The sequence below is a fragment of the Gracilibacillus salitolerans genome (genome assembly GCF_009650095.1).
Lineage (GTDB): Bacteria > Bacillota > Bacilli > Bacillales > Amphibacillaceae > Gracilibacillus > Gracilibacillus salitolerans.
This window is the reverse complement of the sequence record NZ_CP045915.1, coordinates 2,007,136-2,022,057: the sequence shown is the minus strand read 5'-3', so window position 1 is coordinate 2,022,057 and position 14,922 is coordinate 2,007,136. Positions and strand designations below refer to the sequence as shown.

At 35.3% G+C, this 14,922-nt stretch carries 19 protein-coding genes; 6 read left to right on the top strand and 13 right to left on the bottom strand.

Going from position 1 to position 14,922, the window contains the following annotated elements; translation table 11 throughout:
* Positions 1–2 precede the first annotated feature (2 nt).
* From GI584_RS09315 to GI584_RS09305, 3 genes are all read right to left on the bottom strand, one after another.
* Positions 3–1,070: a GerAB/ArcD/ProY family transporter gene (locus tag GI584_RS09315; RefSeq protein WP_267902845.1), complete on the bottom strand. Its 1,068-nt coding sequence runs from the start codon at positions 1,068–1,070 to the stop codon at positions 3–5.
* Positions 1,067–2,395: a spore germination protein gene (locus GI584_RS09310; protein ID WP_153791066.1), complete on the bottom strand. Its 1,329-nt coding sequence runs from the start codon at positions 2,393–2,395 to the stop codon at positions 1,067–1,069. Before GI584_RS09310 ends, GI584_RS09315 begins: the two co-directional genes overlap by 4 nt.
* Before the next feature lie 239 nt (positions 2,396–2,634).
* Positions 2,635–2,934 (bottom strand): DUF378 domain-containing protein, encoded by a 300-nt coding sequence (locus GI584_RS09305; RefSeq protein ID WP_153791065.1) that lies wholly within the window; start codon positions 2,932–2,934, stop codon positions 2,635–2,637.
* A gap of 435 nt (positions 2,935–3,369) precedes the next feature.
* Between GI584_RS09305 and GI584_RS09300 the strand changes: the two genes are divergently transcribed.
* Positions 3,370–3,534 carry a site-specific integrase gene (locus tag GI584_RS09300; protein ID WP_153791064.1) on the top strand — a complete coding sequence of 55 codons (165 nt, stop codon included), beginning with the start codon at positions 3,370–3,372 and terminating at the stop codon, positions 3,532–3,534.
* Between the two features lie 115 nt (positions 3,535–3,649).
* Here the strand turns inward: GI584_RS09300 and sufB are convergent, their stop codons facing one another.
* From sufB to GI584_RS09255, 9 genes are all read right to left on the bottom strand, one after another.
* Positions 3,650–5,047: a Fe-S cluster assembly protein SufB gene (gene sufB, locus GI584_RS09295; protein WP_100360946.1), complete on the bottom strand. Its 1,398-nt coding sequence runs from the start codon at positions 5,045–5,047 to the stop codon at positions 3,650–3,652.
* A 33-nt stretch (positions 5,048–5,080) separates the two neighbouring features.
* Complete coding sequence (gene sufU, locus GI584_RS09290) at positions 5,081–5,524, bottom strand: Fe-S cluster assembly sulfur transfer protein SufU (protein ID WP_100360947.1); 444 nt, start codon at positions 5,522–5,524, stop codon at positions 5,081–5,083.
* Positions 5,514–6,734: a cysteine desulfurase gene (locus GI584_RS09285; protein ID WP_153791063.1), complete on the bottom strand. Its 1,221-nt coding sequence runs from the start codon at positions 6,732–6,734 to the stop codon at positions 5,514–5,516. The genes sufU and GI584_RS09285 overlap by 11 nt, the downstream gene beginning before the upstream one ends.
* Complete coding sequence (gene sufD / locus GI584_RS09280) at positions 6,734–8,041, bottom strand: Fe-S cluster assembly protein SufD (protein ID WP_153791062.1); 1,308 nt, start codon at positions 8,039–8,041, stop codon at positions 6,734–6,736. Before sufD ends, GI584_RS09285 begins: the two co-directional genes overlap by 1 nt.
* 15 nt (positions 8,042–8,056) lie before the next feature.
* Entirely contained in the window at positions 8,057–8,842 is a 786-nt protein-coding gene (gene sufC, locus GI584_RS09275) for a Fe-S cluster assembly ATPase SufC (protein WP_100360950.1), read from the bottom strand.
* Between the two features lie 796 nt (positions 8,843–9,638).
* Positions 9,639–9,962 (bottom strand): thioredoxin family protein, encoded by a 324-nt coding sequence (locus tag GI584_RS09270; protein WP_100360951.1) that lies wholly within the window; start codon positions 9,960–9,962, stop codon positions 9,639–9,641.
* Positions 9,963–9,979: 17 nt separating this feature from the next.
* Positions 9,980–10,330, bottom strand: coding sequence for a ribonuclease M5 (locus GI584_RS09265; protein WP_153791061.1), 351 nt, complete (start codon positions 10,328–10,330; stop codon positions 9,980–9,982).
* Positions 10,331–10,617: 287 nt separating this feature from the next.
* Positions 10,618–11,001: a glycine cleavage system protein GcvH gene (gcvH, locus tag GI584_RS09260; protein ID WP_100360953.1), complete on the bottom strand. Its 384-nt coding sequence runs from the start codon at positions 10,999–11,001 to the stop codon at positions 10,618–10,620.
* 40 nt (positions 11,002–11,041) lie between these two features.
* Entirely contained in the window at positions 11,042–11,398 is a 357-nt protein-coding gene (locus GI584_RS09255; RefSeq protein WP_100360954.1) for an arsenate reductase family protein, read from the bottom strand.
* 180 nt (positions 11,399–11,578) lie between these two features.
* Here GI584_RS09255 and GI584_RS09250 point away from each other — a divergent pair, with 180 nt between their 5' ends.
* The 5 genes from GI584_RS09250 to crcB are packed head-to-tail and all read left to right on the top strand — an operon-like array spanning position 11,579 to position 14,365.
* Positions 11,579–12,331, top strand: coding sequence for a metal ABC transporter ATP-binding protein (locus GI584_RS09250; RefSeq protein ID WP_153791060.1), 753 nt, complete (start codon positions 11,579–11,581; stop codon positions 12,329–12,331).
* A gap of 13 nt (positions 12,332–12,344) precedes the next feature.
* Positions 12,345–13,208 (top strand): metal ABC transporter permease, encoded by an 864-nt coding sequence (locus tag GI584_RS09245; protein ID WP_100360956.1) that lies wholly within the window; start codon positions 12,345–12,347, stop codon positions 13,206–13,208.
* 4 nt (positions 13,209–13,212) lie between these two features.
* Positions 13,213–13,620 carry a Fur family transcriptional regulator gene (locus GI584_RS09240; RefSeq protein WP_153791059.1) on the top strand — a complete coding sequence of 136 codons (408 nt, stop codon included), beginning with the start codon at positions 13,213–13,215 and terminating at the stop codon, positions 13,618–13,620.
* Positions 13,617–14,006, top strand: a complete 390-nt coding sequence (locus GI584_RS09235) for a fluoride efflux transporter FluC (protein ID WP_228552419.1) — start codon at positions 13,617–13,619, stop codon at positions 14,004–14,006. The genes GI584_RS09240 and GI584_RS09235 overlap by 4 nt, the downstream gene beginning before the upstream one ends.
* The gene (crcB, locus tag GI584_RS09230) at positions 14,003–14,365 is read left to right on the top strand and encodes a fluoride efflux transporter CrcB (protein ID WP_153791057.1); all 363 of its coding nucleotides are present in this window, start codon (positions 14,003–14,005) and stop codon (positions 14,363–14,365) included. Before GI584_RS09235 ends, crcB begins: the two co-directional genes overlap by 4 nt.
* Here crcB and GI584_RS09225 read toward each other — a convergent pair.
* Positions 14,355–14,756 carry a universal stress protein gene (locus tag GI584_RS09225; protein ID WP_153791056.1) on the bottom strand — a complete coding sequence of 134 codons (402 nt, stop codon included), beginning with the start codon at positions 14,754–14,756 and terminating at the stop codon, positions 14,355–14,357. The two genes, crcB and GI584_RS09225, sit on opposite strands and share 11 nt — an antisense overlap.
* Between the last annotated feature and the right edge of the window lie 166 nt (positions 14,757–14,922).

Sequence of the window (14,922 nt, the reverse complement as noted above, 5' to 3'; positions counted from 1 at the left end):
GCTTATCTTACCTTCCTTTTGGATCTTACTCCAAAAATTAAAACCGAAAAAGGAATGACTAAAATAACGTAAAATCTAAAATAAGTATTCCACCAAAAAAGGTTTTCCACCACTTTCCAATCAGGTAACATTACACAAATAATGAATATCAATATAGAAAGGAAATATAATACATAGCTATGTTTCACAATTGGGACAAAATGAACAAGAATGCTACAGACCATCCATAGTAACAAGGAAAGAAAAATCATAATAAAGATAAGTAAACTTATCAAAAAAAACATCGTGATTCTATCAAATACAAGCCAGCTTATATAAACGGAATCAAGGGCTGTAACAAAAGGGAATTGAAAAGTAGCAGAAGTTGCTTGTCCAAAAGTCAGGATTGGAACATACACTGAAAAGAGAAAAAATGGAAGAAGTAGGATTGCTGATAGGAACACTTTTTTTCTATCGTAAGTATGATATGGCTGTATAAAACCAAGAAATAAAAACACGCCAGCAAAAGAGAAAAAGCTTTTATAATAAGAACGATTTGAGATAAATGAATAATCGATATCAAATAAAGGAAAAAAGTACCTCCAGTCTACATTTTGAAAAGAAAGAATAAAAATAAATAAAAAAAGAGGTAAAAACACACATGCTACTATAAATGCAGTATGGAAAATTACATTTATTCCTTTCGCAGCTATATAAGTCGCAATAAAAAGGAAAGGTATCATTGTAGCCCATAATGGTGTTTCAGAAAGAAAAACGATGTTTATTATTTCTGAATATGCTCTAACCGTAGTAATATTAGCTAAGAAAAAATAACCTATAATTGGTATTAAAAAAATTAAGGAAAGTCCCTTTCCCTTTTCCATGTAAATATCAATAATGTTTTTTCCTGGGAAGTAACTTAAGCCTTTCATATAAATCCATATAAAAACAAGATGAAATACCATTCCAATAAAAATCGGTACCCAGTGAGTTCGACTTGCACTTTCTATTATATCTGTTGGATACATAAAAAAAATTAACCCGACATGTGTGATAAAATACATTAAAATTACCTGCAAGTTTTTATTCACCTTTTAATAACATCCCTTTCGAGATTGAAGTTTAGATAAGATACTCCAAACGTTCTTAGACTAGATAAATAAGCTATAATTAATAACATTCCAGCTAAAAGACCAAAAACACCATATATAGATGCAAAAATAACGATTAAGTATTTATATAATCTTATGGATAGTGAATTTTGAACACCTACAATTGTAAAATTAGCAATAGTAGTCGCAGCTAAAATGATAATCAATAAATTACTCACTAGTTTTGCATCGACAATAGCCTGACCTAAAATAATACCACCCACCATCGTAATAGTAGGCCCAATACTTTTTGGCAACCTTACGCTAGCTTCAAGAATTAATTCCAAAATTAATAACATAATAAGAACTTCAACTAACGCGGGATAGGGTACTCCTTGGCGGCTTTGGGCAATGGATAATGCCATCTCTATTCGTAAAACTCCTGGATTAACAGCTACAAGTGCTACGTATAAACCTGGCACTATTAAAGTTGTCAAGAGTCCTACTACTCGCAGAACACGTATTAAGATCATTAAGGGATAAGGGTAATTGTGTTCATTTTCTACCGTAAACATATCCCATATTAAACTTGGAAGTATAAATGCAATTGGCAACCTATCTATAAATAATACAACTCTACCCTGGAGTAGCATTTTCACTGCTTCTGAAGGAAGTTCAGATGTGCGAAATTTAGACATTGTTAACCAAGGAGAAAAACCCAGTATATTAGATAAATCTTGTTGATTTTGTAATTCCTTTTTTATATTTTTTTCAATTTGGTTTTGTATTTCGCTTAATATATCTTTGTTGACATTACCTTCGATATACAATAATGCTAATTTTTTATTCTGCCTCTTTCCCACCGAATAAGACTTGACACGTAACTTCTCTGAAGTTTTTTCTTTTCTAATCAAACCTATATTGGTCTCGACATCCTCAATAAAGGAGCTTTGCGAACCTTGTAGTACATTTTCATTAGAAGGTGGTTCTATCGAACGATTCAGTTCCTTTGGAATAGGATCAACAACTACATATTGGTCTTTATTAGAGCAAATGATCAATTTTCCCTCAAAAATAGATTGAATAGCATCATCTATATTACCTTCTTTCACTTCGCCTATTGTTTTAAGGAAATCATCCAAAGGCATATCAGGCGTAAGCACACTTTTTGTATACTCCTGAAGAATATCTTTTGTTTTAGGAATATTAATTAACGTATTGAATCCCATTATCTCTACTATTTCTTTGTATAGATAAGTTTCCTGCTGAAAAAAATCATCGTTGTTTTTAAATCTTTTTTTTACTTTTTTGGATAACTCACCCATAACCCAAAAATCCCTTCATATCATAAGATTATAAATTTAACTTTCCTATTATCAACAGTTTTATACAGACATATACGCATCATAATGATCGGCTTCAGCTCACCATTAATTAATATAGTCAAACTCTTCTTATGAATAGCTGGATTAAAGTAATTACGTTTTTCCTCTTTACGATAATATAAATTGAACAAGGACCGATTGAAAAATCGGTCCTATCAAATGACGAATATACTAATTGATCATTTTTCTTTATCATTGTCAAATTCATACGGATTATTTTCCTCTGCAAACTCAGTAGAATAAGCTAAATTTCTCTCCCTCTCAGCACCTCTATTATCTTCATCAGCTAAGGGAGTAAACAATAAAGGCAAGCAACATAAAGCACCGATTCCTACTAATGTATAGATGACTCTGGATAGTGGAGCATCTTGTCCTCCGAATATAGATGCAACCAAATCAAATTGGAATAATCCAATTAGCCCCCAATTTATAGCACCAATTATTACTAATGCTAAAGCAATCCGTTGTATTGTATTCATTCATATCACCTCCTTCATAAGAGTAATATTATACGATTGAACATATTGAACATTTATATTTAGCCAATAAGAACCCACCACTTATTAGTGATGGGTGTGGAGCAACGGCAGTGTTTAGATATGAGGCACTGCTGCTTTATTAGTATGGATTAAAATTATAATAAATATGATGTATTGGCAGGAAATTTGTTGGATGATGTAGAAATGCATGTAATGATATAAGAAATTACCCCTCTATTGTCAAGTAGTAAGATCGATTAATTAGAATTTTTATTTGTGACTTGAAAGTGATGGAGGTTTTATTTAAATGGAATTTATTATACCAGAAGAAAAGAAAACAAGGGTAATGATCAATATGCAATTGTATTATTTGGGCAATTATTTACACAGTCAATAGTTAGGGATACTTTTCGAGATTAATGCAAAAAAGCTGGTGTGGAGTATAAAGAAGCTCACGGATTTAGACATACTCATGATGTTTTACAATTAGAAAGTGGCGTTAACTTAAAATATGTTGCACACCATTTAGGTCATCAAACAATTAAAACAACCTCTGATAAATATCTATCCGACACTGCGAAGTGGAAAATGATCAGTTAGATGTTTTTTCTGAATATATAAAAAGATAACGAGATCGGCACAAAATCAGCTCGAACTCGTTATCCTAGATTTTAATTTCCTCTTAAAGCTTAGTATATCAAAGCTTCAACCTTAATTATCCAATACTACCTTCCATTTCGAACTTGATAAGACGGTTCATTTCTACCGCATATTCCATTGGAAGTTCTTTTGTAAATGGTTCGATGAAGCCCATTACGATCATTTCAGTAGCTTCTTCTTCTGAAAGACCACGACTCATTAGATAAAATAATTGTTCTTCAGATACTTTGGAGACTTTTGCCTCATGTTCTAATGAGATATTATCATTTAAAATCTCATTGTAAGGAATTGTATCTGAAGTTGATTTGTTGTCCATAATTAACGTATCACATTCAATGTTAGAACGAGCACCCTCTGCTTTACGTCCAAAGTGTACCATACCAAGATAAGAAACTTTACCACCTTGTTTGGAGATCGATTTAGAAACAATCGTTGAAGAAGTATTAGGCGCCAAGTGGTGCATTTTAGCACCTGCATGTTGGTGCTGTCCTTTACCTGCTAATGCAATGGAAAGAGTATTCCCACGAGCACCCTCGCCTTTTAGAATAATTGCAGGATATTTCATGGTTAATTTAGAACCAATGTTACCATCGATCCATTCCATCGTTGCATTTGCATCACATGTTGCACGTTTTGTAACTAGATTATACACATTGTTTGCCCAGTTTTGAATTGTTGTGTAACGGCAATATGCGTCTTTCTTAACAAAGATTTCAACAACGGCACTGTGTAATGAGTTCGTTGTATATGTTGGTGCCGTACAACCTTCTACATAGTGTACAGAAGCACCTTCGTCAACGATAATTAACGTACGTTCGAATTGACCCATGTTTTCAGAGTTAATACGGAAGTATGCTTGTAAAGGTGTCTCCGTTTTTACGCCTTTTGGTACGTAAATAAATGATCCACCAGACCATACCGCAGTATTTAATGCTGAAAATTTATTGTCAGACGATGGTATTACTTTTCCGAAATACTCTTTGAACAGATCTTCGTTTTCTTTTAACGCCGTATCAGTATCTTTGAAGACAATACCTAAGTCTTCTAGGTCTTCTTTTAAGTTGTGATAGACAACTTCTGATTCGTATTGTGCAGATACACCAGCAAGATATTTTTGCTCGGCTTCAGGTATACCTAATTTATCAAATGTTTGCTTGATTTCATCAGGTACTTCATCCCAAGAACGTTCAGAACGCTCAGATGGTTTTACGTAATAGGTAATTTCATCAAAGTCTAATTCTGAAAGGTCGCCACCCCATTGTGGCATTGGTTTTTTATAGAATTGTTCTAATGCTTTTAAGCGGAATTCTAACATCCACTCTGGTTCTTCTTTCATGCGAGAAATTTCTTCCACTACTGCACGTGTAAGCCCCTTTTCAGTACGGAAAATCGAAACATCTCTGTCATGAAAGCCATATTTATATTCGCCTATTTCAGGTGCTTTTTTAGCCATACTATTACCTCCTATATTGGATTTCGTTTGTGCTTACTGTTCTTCGTCAGCTGCGACTGCTTTTTCCATCGCCTTCCACGCCAATGTTGCACACTTGATTCTTGCAGGGAATTTGGAAACCCCTTGCAATGCCTCAATATCCCCGAGATCGAAATCCACGTCTTCTACGTCTTCACCTAACATCATTTTAGAAAAAACGGATGACATTTTTAACGCATCATCTACATTTTTCCCTTTTACTGCTTGTGTCATCATAGAAGCAGATGACATACTGATCGAACAACCTTCCCCATCAAATTTAGCATCCTTTACTTTGCCATCTTCAATTTGAAGGTGTAACTCAATACGATCACCGCATGTTGGGTTGTTCATATCTATTGTAACAGATTCTTCCGCCAAAGTTCCACGGTTACGAGGATTTTTATAATGATCCATAATAACCTGTCTGTATAATGTATCCAAATTATTAAATGACATCGCCGAAATACTCCTTCGCTCGCTGTATTCCTTCAACTAATCGGTCAACATCACTTTCATCATTATATAGATAAAAGCTTGCCCTTGCTGTAGCTGTTACATCTAACCATTTCATTAAAGGCTGTGCACAATGATGTCCTGCCCTTACTGCGATACCTTCCGCATCAAGAACTGTTGCTGTATCATGCGGGTGAACACCTTCAATGTTGAAGGTTACTAAACCACCGCGTTCTTTTGGGCCGAAAATTGTCAGACCATCTATTTCAGAGAGTTTTTCCTGTGCATATTGGGCAATTTGTTGTTCGTGTTCCAAAATGTTATCCATTCCAAAGTCTGATAGAAAGTCAATTGCTGCGCCTAAACCAATAGCTCCAGCGATAATTGGCGTTCCACCTTCAAATTTCCAAGGAAGCTCTTTCCATGTGGAATCGTAAAGGCCGACAAAATCAATCATTTCTCCACCAAATTCAACAGGTTCCATTTCTTCCAGTAATGCTTTTTTACCATAAAGTACACCAACTCCTGTTGGACCGCACATTTTATGACCCGAGAAAGCATAGAAATCACAATCCAAGTCTTGCATATCGACTTGCATATGAGGAACACTTTGTGCACCATCTACGACGATAACTGCTCCGTTTTCATGAGCAATTTGGGCAATTTCCTTAATAGGATTAATCGTACCTAACACATTAGAAACATGTGTTACAGCAACCATCTTTGTATTTTCCGAAACAGTGGAACAAACTGCGTCAAGTGTAATCGTTCCATCTGCTTCCATTGGAATATACTTTAATTTTGCACCAGTATATTTTGCTGCCTGCTGCCATGGAATAATATTACTATGGTGCTCCATCTCAGTAAGGACAATTTCATCACCTTCTTGTAAAACGTGACGAGCATATCCATAAGCAACCGTATTTAGTGAGGTTGTAGTTCCACGGGTAAAGATTATTTCTTCCGTTGAACTTGCATGGATAAAGTTCTTTACTTTATCACGAGCACCTTCGTACTGATCGGTTGCTCTTGTACCTAGTGTATGAACACCACGGTGTACATTAGAGTTATGTTGCTTGTAGTAAGCTTCCATTGACTCAATAACAGATATTGGTTTTTGTGACGTTGCTGCTGAATCAAGATAAACTAGCGGATGGCCGTTAACTTCTTGATTTAAGATAGGAAATTGCTCACGAATAGCTTTAATGGTCATTAGTAGACTTTCCTTTCGATAACCTCAGTCAATTGTTCACGTACTGCTTTAATCGGAATTTCCTTAACAACTGGTGCTAAGAAACCGTGAATGATTAAACGCTCTGCCTCTTGTTGAGAAATACCGCGACTCATTAAATAGTATAGTTGAACAGGATCAACACGACCTACAGATGCTGCGTGACCTGCTGTTACATCGTCTTCATCAATTAACAGAATCGGGTTCGCATCACCACGTGCATCTTTACTTAACATCAATACACGAGACTCCTGCTCTGCGTTTGCTTTCGATGCACCATGTTCAATTTTTCCAATTCCATTAAAAATAGTTGATGCACTTTCTTTCATTACACCGTGTTGAAGAATAAAGCCTTCACTTTGTTTACCAAAGTGGACAATTTTAGCTGTATAGTTCTGAGATTGGTTACCACGGCCTACAGATACAGTTTTTGCATATGAATTAGAATTATCACCAATTAAGTGTGTAACATTCTCAGATACCGTGTTGCCATCATTCATTTGTCCTAGGTTCCACTCGATACTTGCATCACGGTAAGCAACTCCACGACGATTAACATAAACCGTTGTGCCTGCAGCAAAGTTATCTACAGATCCAAAGTTAATACTGGCATTGTCATGTGCAACTACTTCCGTCACAATATTTGCTACTGCCTGTTCTTCATTATTTTGTGAAATATAGTTCTCCACATACGTTAAAGAACTATTCGCTTCTGCAACTACAATCACGTGGTTAAAGGTAGCTGCTTCCGGATCTTCTTGCCAAAAAATAGCTTGTAATGGCTCTTCAATTTGTACATTTTTTGGCACATATACAAATACGCCACCATTCATTAAAGCAGAGTGTAATGCTGTTAATTTATGCTCATCAATTTGCACGGCATCTTTCATATAATAACGCCTGACAAGGTCACTATGTTCTTGTAATGCCGTTTGAATATCTGTTAATATTACTCCTTTTTCTGCTAACCCAGAAGCAAGTGATTTATACGCTACAGATTGATTACGTTGGATGACAAGATTGTCATTGTGATTGTCCATATCTAAGAACACTTGGATATCTTCAGGCAATTCATTAAGTGAGTTGATTGATTCCCCATCAACGTCATGTTTGTAGTCATCAAATTTCCAACGTTTGATACTCGTCTTATCCGGTTTAGGCATTTCAAGTCCGTCAGCCAAATCAAGGGCTTGCAAACGCAACTCTTTCATCCATTCCGGTTCTTTTCTATTTTCTGAAAATGATCGGACATAGTCCTGATCATATGGCAGTTTAGTTTCCACAGTCATACGATACCTCCTACCTTACGCTTTTTGTCCTACAGTTTCATCTTCAATACCAAGTTCTTGCTTGATCCAGTCATAACCTTCTGCTTCTAAGCGTTGAGCTAATTCTGGCCCACCAGATTTCACGACACGACCTTTCATCATGACATGTACTTTGTCTGGTGTGATATAGTCTAACAAACGTTGATAGTGCGTAATGATCAAGCAACCGAATGACTCATCACGTAGTTTATTGATACCTTTTGATACTACTTTTAGTGCATCAATATCAAGACCAGAGTCAATTTCATCAAGAATACCGATAGCTGGTTTCAACATCATTAATTGAAGAATTTCGTTACGTTTCTTCTCACCACCAGAGAAACCTTCGTTCAAGTAACGTTGTGCCATGTTTTTATCCATTTCCAGATAATCCATCGCTCCATCCATTTCTTTAATGAATTTCATTAAAGAAATTTCATCGCCTTCTTCACGGTGTGCGTTAATAGAAGAACGTAAGAAATCAGAAGTTGTTACACCACTAATTTCACTTGGATATTGCATGGCCAAAAATAGACCAGCTTGTGCACGCTCATCTACTTCCATTTCCAATACATCTTCCCCATCAAGAAGAATGTCACCTTTTGTCACTTCATATTTGGGGTGACCCATGATAGCAGATGCTAATGTTGATTTACCTGTACCATTTGGTCCCATTACTGCGTGAAATTCTCCACCTTTAATGGTAAGATTAACACCTTTTAATATTTCCTGACCTTCTATTTCAACATGAAGATCTTTAATTTCTAAAGTAGAACTTGCCATAACTACATACCTCCAAAGCTTTTAAATGTATTGATTTGAAGTGGAATTAAATCCATTCTCACTTTATTCTCATTATAATCTTATACTATTTCGAATCTATAATCAACCATTTTACCACTTTCGGAAACGACTGATTTCATTTAATCCGTTTGATATTATACCACACTTAACCTGCAATTATCGATTCAAACGATAATTCAGATCAAGCTATTACTGACACTGTGGATAGATACTTTCTTTTTAGCGAAACTTATTAGGATGTTAGCGTCCGTTCTCCCTCACTTAGCTTCTTTGATTTACTTGAACCTTCAAGTGGGAGTTTTACGGACGATTAGCACCGTGATAAAACAAAACAACAGCTACTTATGGAAAGTAACTGTTGTATCTTAGTGTCTATTTTCATTTGTTTTATTTATTTTTCCTCTAACATCCAATTATTATTATCTGTGAACTAAACGTTCTACATCTCTCACAACTTCTTGGCTTTTATGGTAACTTGTTTCTCTTTCTTTTTCGATGTCTAATCGCTGGGAAAGTTTACGGCTGTATTCAGCATATCCTACCCCGTGGGATTGAAGCATCGCTTTTTCCATTTCCGTTGTGTACTGTAGATTTAATTGGTCACTAATAATAAATCAATCCTTTCTTTATTTGACAATTATAATTGTAACATCTTCTTACATAGTGACCAAATGTGATGAAAGAAGATGTACACAGATACACAACCACTTGTAATCATATATAACTAACAGAAAAATGTATGGTATAAATTCTTACAAATTACTTGATTTTATTGCTAAATGCTCTGTTTTTGTTTCCAACCTTCCAAGACATTGTGTAATTTAGTTACCGATTCAAAAGCATACAGTTTATCAACTACACCACCATCTTTCACCAATAGCAGAGCAGGTACACTTTGGATTTTATTATTCTCCATGAATTCCGGAAAAAAAGAAGCGTTCATCCGTAAAAAAGACTGTGCCTGATCTGCTTCTTCCAATATCGTTAACATTCGTTCTGCTAATTGACACGTCGCACAAAAAGGTGTATGCACGAAGATGACTAGTGGTTCCTCATAATGTAATAGGTTATCCCAATTTTCCTTCTTTATATCAATCATTACAATCTCCTTCTATATTATAAGTATTCTGGATTTATCATGATATGAGATGAAACAAGTGCTACTGCTAACTCAGATACAGGTGTAGCTGCCACTTCACGATACGATTTGTCAATATATATATGGATGGCATGTGGTAATTCTTTGGATAATTGTTTTCTTAATTTCTTACCAGCATTATCTTCATCAACTAGTATAAAAACATCCCGATAATCCATATTAAACATTTCAATTAAATTTTCCAAACGTTCTACATTGATCGTGCCATTGGTACAGACAATCTCAACTTCTTCATCCACTAATTTTGCCACTTTTTCTTTATCAGATCTACCTTCCACTATAATCACTTTTATTTCTTGTTTTGACAATTGGCTCACCTACTTCTCAAAGTTCAAATTAAACCAAAAGCTATTATGTTATCACGGCGCTACTCGTCCGTAAGCCCCCCACTTCAAGAGAGTATGTCAATGAAGCTAATTTAGGGATAACGGTCGCTACTTTCCTAATAAGTTTCGCCAGGCCAGTGGGGGTTAAAAACCACCGTTGGAAGTCTCACTTTATTTTATTGTATGGATATACGTATTTAGGTTATGACAGTCTAATGATACTTCATTAAAAAATATAGCATCCGCTACATGCGAATGCTACCTGTTTGTTACGCTTCGTTGATCATTTTATCATAATCTTCAGCAGATAATAACTCTTCTACTTCTGACTGATTACTAGGTTCTACCACAATCATCCATGCTTTGTCATACGGAGATTCATTAACAAATTCCGGATTATCTTCTAATTCACTATTTACTTCTACGACTTTACCAGTGACAGGTGCATATAATTCTGAAACTGTCTTAACAGATTCAGCACTTCCGAATGGTTCATCTGTTTTGATCTCATCTCCCACTTCTGGCAGTTCAATAAACACAATATCTCCTAATTCTGATTGCGCATGATCTGTAACACCTATTCTTAACTTGCCATCTTCTTTCTTCACCCATTCATGCTCTTTTGAATATAAATAATTTTCTGGTAAACTCATGAAAAATCCTCCTAAATAGTTGCAATTTTATACTATTCCTTTAATTCCAAGTTTGTTCAAATGTTTCCTCTTTATATCCTATTGTCACTTGGTCTTCACCAACTGACAGTGGTCGTTTCAATAACATACCGTCAGAAGTCAAATAATCAAGCATTTCATCCTCTGTTGCGTCTTTCAATTTATCTTTCAAACCTAATTCACGGTATTTCTTGCCACTTGTATTAAAGAATTTTTTATATGGTAAACCACTTTTATCAATTATACTTTTCAATTCTGCTTTACTAGGTGGGTTGTCCACGATATGTATAGCTTCATAATCAACTTGATGTTCATCTAACCACTTCTTCGCTTTCCGGCAAGTCCCACATTTAGGATACCAATAAAACTGAACTGTCATGCATAACTCCTCCTCATCTTCGTTGCTATTATTTTAACGAAAAGATGAGATAAAAATCAAATGATCCAGTTGGAATATCATGACAATACCAAATAAGCTGATATTTTCCGGTCTGGATAATTTACAAACCGTAATGATTACGATAAAATATGTACAGATTGAAAAACGAAGGTGATAATTATGTCAAAACCAATTGTTGAGATGAAGAATGTCAATTTTCATTATGGCGACCGGCAAGCTTTATCAGATGTCAATTTCACAATAAATAAAGGTGACTTTATTGGACTCGTAGGACCGAATGGTGGAGGAAAGACAACTCTGATCAAACTATTATTGGGGATGGAAAAGCCAACTACTGGGACGATCCATCTTTTCGGTCAACCGATTCGCAAATTTAAAGAAAAAAATAAATTAGGTTATGTATCGCAAAAAGCAAACAGTTTTAACCGTGGATTCCCTGCAACAGTGGAAGAAGTCGTTACTATGGGACTCGCTTCCAAACTGGGCTATTTCAGACGACTCTCACGTCAGGATAAAAAACTCATTTACGAAGCTGTAGAAAAAGTAGGAATGACCGATTATCTTTCTGAAAATATCGGAGACCTGTCTGGGGGACAGCAACAGCGAATTTTTATCGCTCGAGCACTTGTCAGTAATCCAAAATTAATAATCTTGGATGAGCCTACGGTAGGTGTCGATGCTGAAAATGTAGAAAAGTTTTTTGATCTATTACATGAATTAAATCAACAAAACATTACCTTGTTATTAGTAACCCATGATATTGGGACAATGACACATCATGCCTCTAGAGTGGCCTGTTTAAACAAAACACTACATTTTCATGGTAATCCTAATGAGTTTCAAACACTATCGAAAGATCAATTATCTGATTTTTATGGTCACCCGCTAAATCTAGTGACCCATGAGCATTAATGGAGGAACAATTATGTTAATGAATTTATTAGAATATGAGTTTTTAAGGAACACTTTTTTTACCGGAATTATTATCGGTATTATCGCTCCATTACTGGGTGCCTTTATTGTAGTACGTAGATTATCGTTGATTGCAGATGCATTATCACACGTTACACTTGCGGGGATTGCATTCGGATTGCTACTGGAAAAAAAGACTGGAGCGATGCTGATCACACCCTTTTATTCGGGTTTAGGATTCTCGATTATTGGCTCAGTGATTGTCGAGCGCTTGCGCCGGGTTTACACTGCGTTTCAGGAGTTAGCAATCCCGATTATTTTGTCCGGTGGGGTTGGATTAAGTGTTATTTTTATTTCGATGGCAAATGGATTTAATACAGACTTATATAATTATTTATTTGGCTCTGTATCAGCGGTAAGCAGGCAAGATTTATTGAGTATTATCATCATTGCTATTATCGTTTGTGCTGTTATCTTTTTATTATATAAAGAACTGTTTTTATTATCCTTTGATGAGGAGCAAGCAGTGGTAACTGGTATACATGCTAAAAGAATTCATTTTATTTTTATTGTTTTAACGGCACTTGTAATTGCTGCTTCCATTCGTATTGTTGGTGTACTGTTAGTTTCTGCATTAATGACATTACCCGTTGCAGCAAGTATTCGTATCGCAAAAGGATTTAAACAAACGATTATTTATGCGATAATATATGGAGAAACAGCTGTTATTTTAGGACTAGTGTCTGGTTACTATTTGGAAATACCACCAGGTGGTACCATTGTAATGCTACTCATCCTTTTATTAATAGTCACTATATTAACCAAAAGGATCATAGCAAGTATAAAAAGTAGGAAGCATCGTTTAAAAACGGGGTGATCGAATGAATACAAATGAAGCACTTGGTATATTAAAAGAAAAAGGCTATAAATATACGGATAAGCGAAAACATATGATTGATTTCTTTGTAGATGAAAACCGCTATTGTACAGCCAAAGATTTATTGGAAAATATGGAGCCTAACTATGATGGAATAAGCTTTGATACAATTTATCGAAACTTGCATTTATTTGATCAGCTAGGCATCTTAGAGTCAACTGAATTAAATGGTGAAAAGCACTTCAGGCTTAAATGTGACCATCATCATCACCATCATTTTATTTGCAAAAGTTGTGGTGTTACAAAAGAAATCCACCACTGTCCAATGGATCTATTATCTGAGGAATTAAAGCAGTATATGATTGACGATCATAAATTTGAAATTTACGGTTTTTGCCCAACTTGTCAATGAAAACAAAGGAATTAAAACTTTTTTTGGCTGTTGGGATTGGTGGTGTGCTTGGAGCTCTTCCCCGCTATATTGTTGCAGAATCCGTATCATTTTTAAGCTTTCCAGTTGGCACAACAATTGCTAATTTAATCGGATGTTTTGTATTAGCATATGTTACATTCCAGCCTTTTTTCAAAAATAAACTGCCACCATACATCTTTACGGCATTTACAACAGGACTCTTGGGATCTTTTACTACCTTTTCCACCTTTATCGCAGAGAGTGTGTTGCTATTGAATGATAGTATAGAATGGCTCATTCTTTATTTTGTGATACAAATTTTCGGTGGTGTAGGTTCATGTTTTTTGGGTGCTAAATTAGCAATTAGTAAGGAGAAAATGGTATGAGTTATTTGTTTGTTGGTTTAGGTGGCTTCATTGGCGCGATACTAAGATATGTGTTAAGCATACAATTTAATACAAGTAAATATTGGCTGCCTGTGGGAACATTGCTTGCCAATTTCACAGGTAGCATCCTTTTCGCTTTTGTCTATTTATTTTATCAAGCGGAATGGATCTCTTCATCGACATGGAGCTTTTTAGGTGTAGGAATTTGTGGAGCTTTTACAACTTACTCGACATTTAGTGTTGAAGTCGTTAACATGTTAGAACAAAAACAGTGGAAAAAAGCTCTGTTTTATCTGTTCGGATCAGTTGCAATCAGCTTCATTACGGTATTTACTATATGGAAAGTCATTACTTTATAATCATGATCGGGCAGTTAATATGCTTAGCTGTTTTATGACTGACACTTCCTAAAACCATTTCTTGAAATCTATTTAATCCCCTGCTGCCGATAATACAAAGGTCAACTTCTTCACGCTTAGCATATTTCACAATTTCATGTTTGGGATCACCTATTAAAATAATCGTCCGAAAATGAACGTTTGCCTGCTTCAATTTTTGCTTAGTTAATTTCAATTTTTCCTCTACCAAGCTTGCCAGGTTTACCGGTCGTTTTCCTTTCGTTCCTTCGTTCATAACAATCACGACATCTAATTGATATTCCGGCACACTTTCCACAAATTTTATGGCATGATCTGTAGCCCTTAATGCATGATCAGAACCATCTGCAGCTAGAATTATTTTTTGATACATCCTGCATTCTCCCTTTCCCCTTCATCTTATTATAACAAAAACATTTTTCTTTTTGAAAGCGTTATTTTTATCTGTGTTAGTTATTTTTTACATTCATTTTACATATTCCTGTTGTTCTTTACATTTTTTCGACATATGTTTGAAGTGAGGAATATAGTTCCTAAGG

What these genes read in the sequence shown, in the direction of transcription:
- crcB (WP_153791057.1), top strand. Translation starts at nt 14,003, where the DNA reads ATGAGTTATTTGTTTGTTGGTTTAGGTGGCTTCATTGGCGCGATACTA.
- sufC (WP_100360950.1), bottom strand. Translation starts at nt 8,842, where the DNA reads ATGGCAAGTTCTACTTTAGAAATTAAAGATCTTCATGTTGAAATAGAA.
- sufB (WP_100360946.1), bottom strand. Translation starts at nt 5,047, where the DNA reads ATGGCTAAAAAAGCACCTGAAATAGGCGAATATAAATATGGCTTTCAT.
- GI584_RS09270 (WP_100360951.1), bottom strand. Translation starts at nt 9,962, where the DNA reads ATGATTGATATAAAGAAGGAAAATTGGGATAACCTATTACATTATGAG.
- GI584_RS09235 (WP_228552419.1), top strand. Translation starts at nt 13,617, where the DNA reads ATGAAAACAAAGGAATTAAAACTTTTTTTGGCTGTTGGGATTGGTGGT.
- sufU (WP_100360947.1), bottom strand. Translation starts at nt 5,524, where the DNA reads ATGTCATTTAATAATTTGGATACATTATACAGACAGGTTATTATGGAT.
- GI584_RS09240 (WP_153791059.1), top strand. Translation starts at nt 13,213, where the DNA reads ATGAATACAAATGAAGCACTTGGTATATTAAAAGAAAAAGGCTATAAA.
- GI584_RS09305 (WP_153791065.1), bottom strand. Translation starts at nt 2,934, where the DNA reads ATGAATACAATACAACGGATTGCTTTAGCATTAGTAATAATTGGTGCT.
- GI584_RS09225 (WP_153791056.1), bottom strand. Translation starts at nt 14,756, where the DNA reads ATGTATCAAAAAATAATTCTAGCTGCAGATGGTTCTGATCATGCATTA.
- GI584_RS09250 (WP_153791060.1), top strand. Translation starts at nt 11,579, where the DNA reads ATGTCAAAACCAATTGTTGAGATGAAGAATGTCAATTTTCATTATGGC.
- gcvH (WP_100360953.1), bottom strand. Translation starts at nt 11,001, where the DNA reads ATGAGTTTACCAGAAAATTATTTATATTCAAAAGAGCATGAATGGGTG.
- GI584_RS09255 (WP_100360954.1), bottom strand. Translation starts at nt 11,398, where the DNA reads ATGACAGTTCAGTTTTATTGGTATCCTAAATGTGGGACTTGCCGGAAA.
- GI584_RS09285 (WP_153791063.1), bottom strand. Translation starts at nt 6,734, where the DNA reads ATGACCATTAAAGCTATTCGTGAGCAATTTCCTATCTTAAATCAAGAA.
- GI584_RS09310 (WP_153791066.1), bottom strand. Translation starts at nt 2,395, where the DNA reads ATGGGTGAGTTATCCAAAAAAGTAAAAAAAAGATTTAAAAACAACGAT.
- GI584_RS09245 (WP_100360956.1), top strand. Translation starts at nt 12,345, where the DNA reads ATGTTAATGAATTTATTAGAATATGAGTTTTTAAGGAACACTTTTTTT.
- sufD (WP_153791062.1), bottom strand. Translation starts at nt 8,041, where the DNA reads ATGACTGTGGAAACTAAACTGCCATATGATCAGGACTATGTCCGATCA.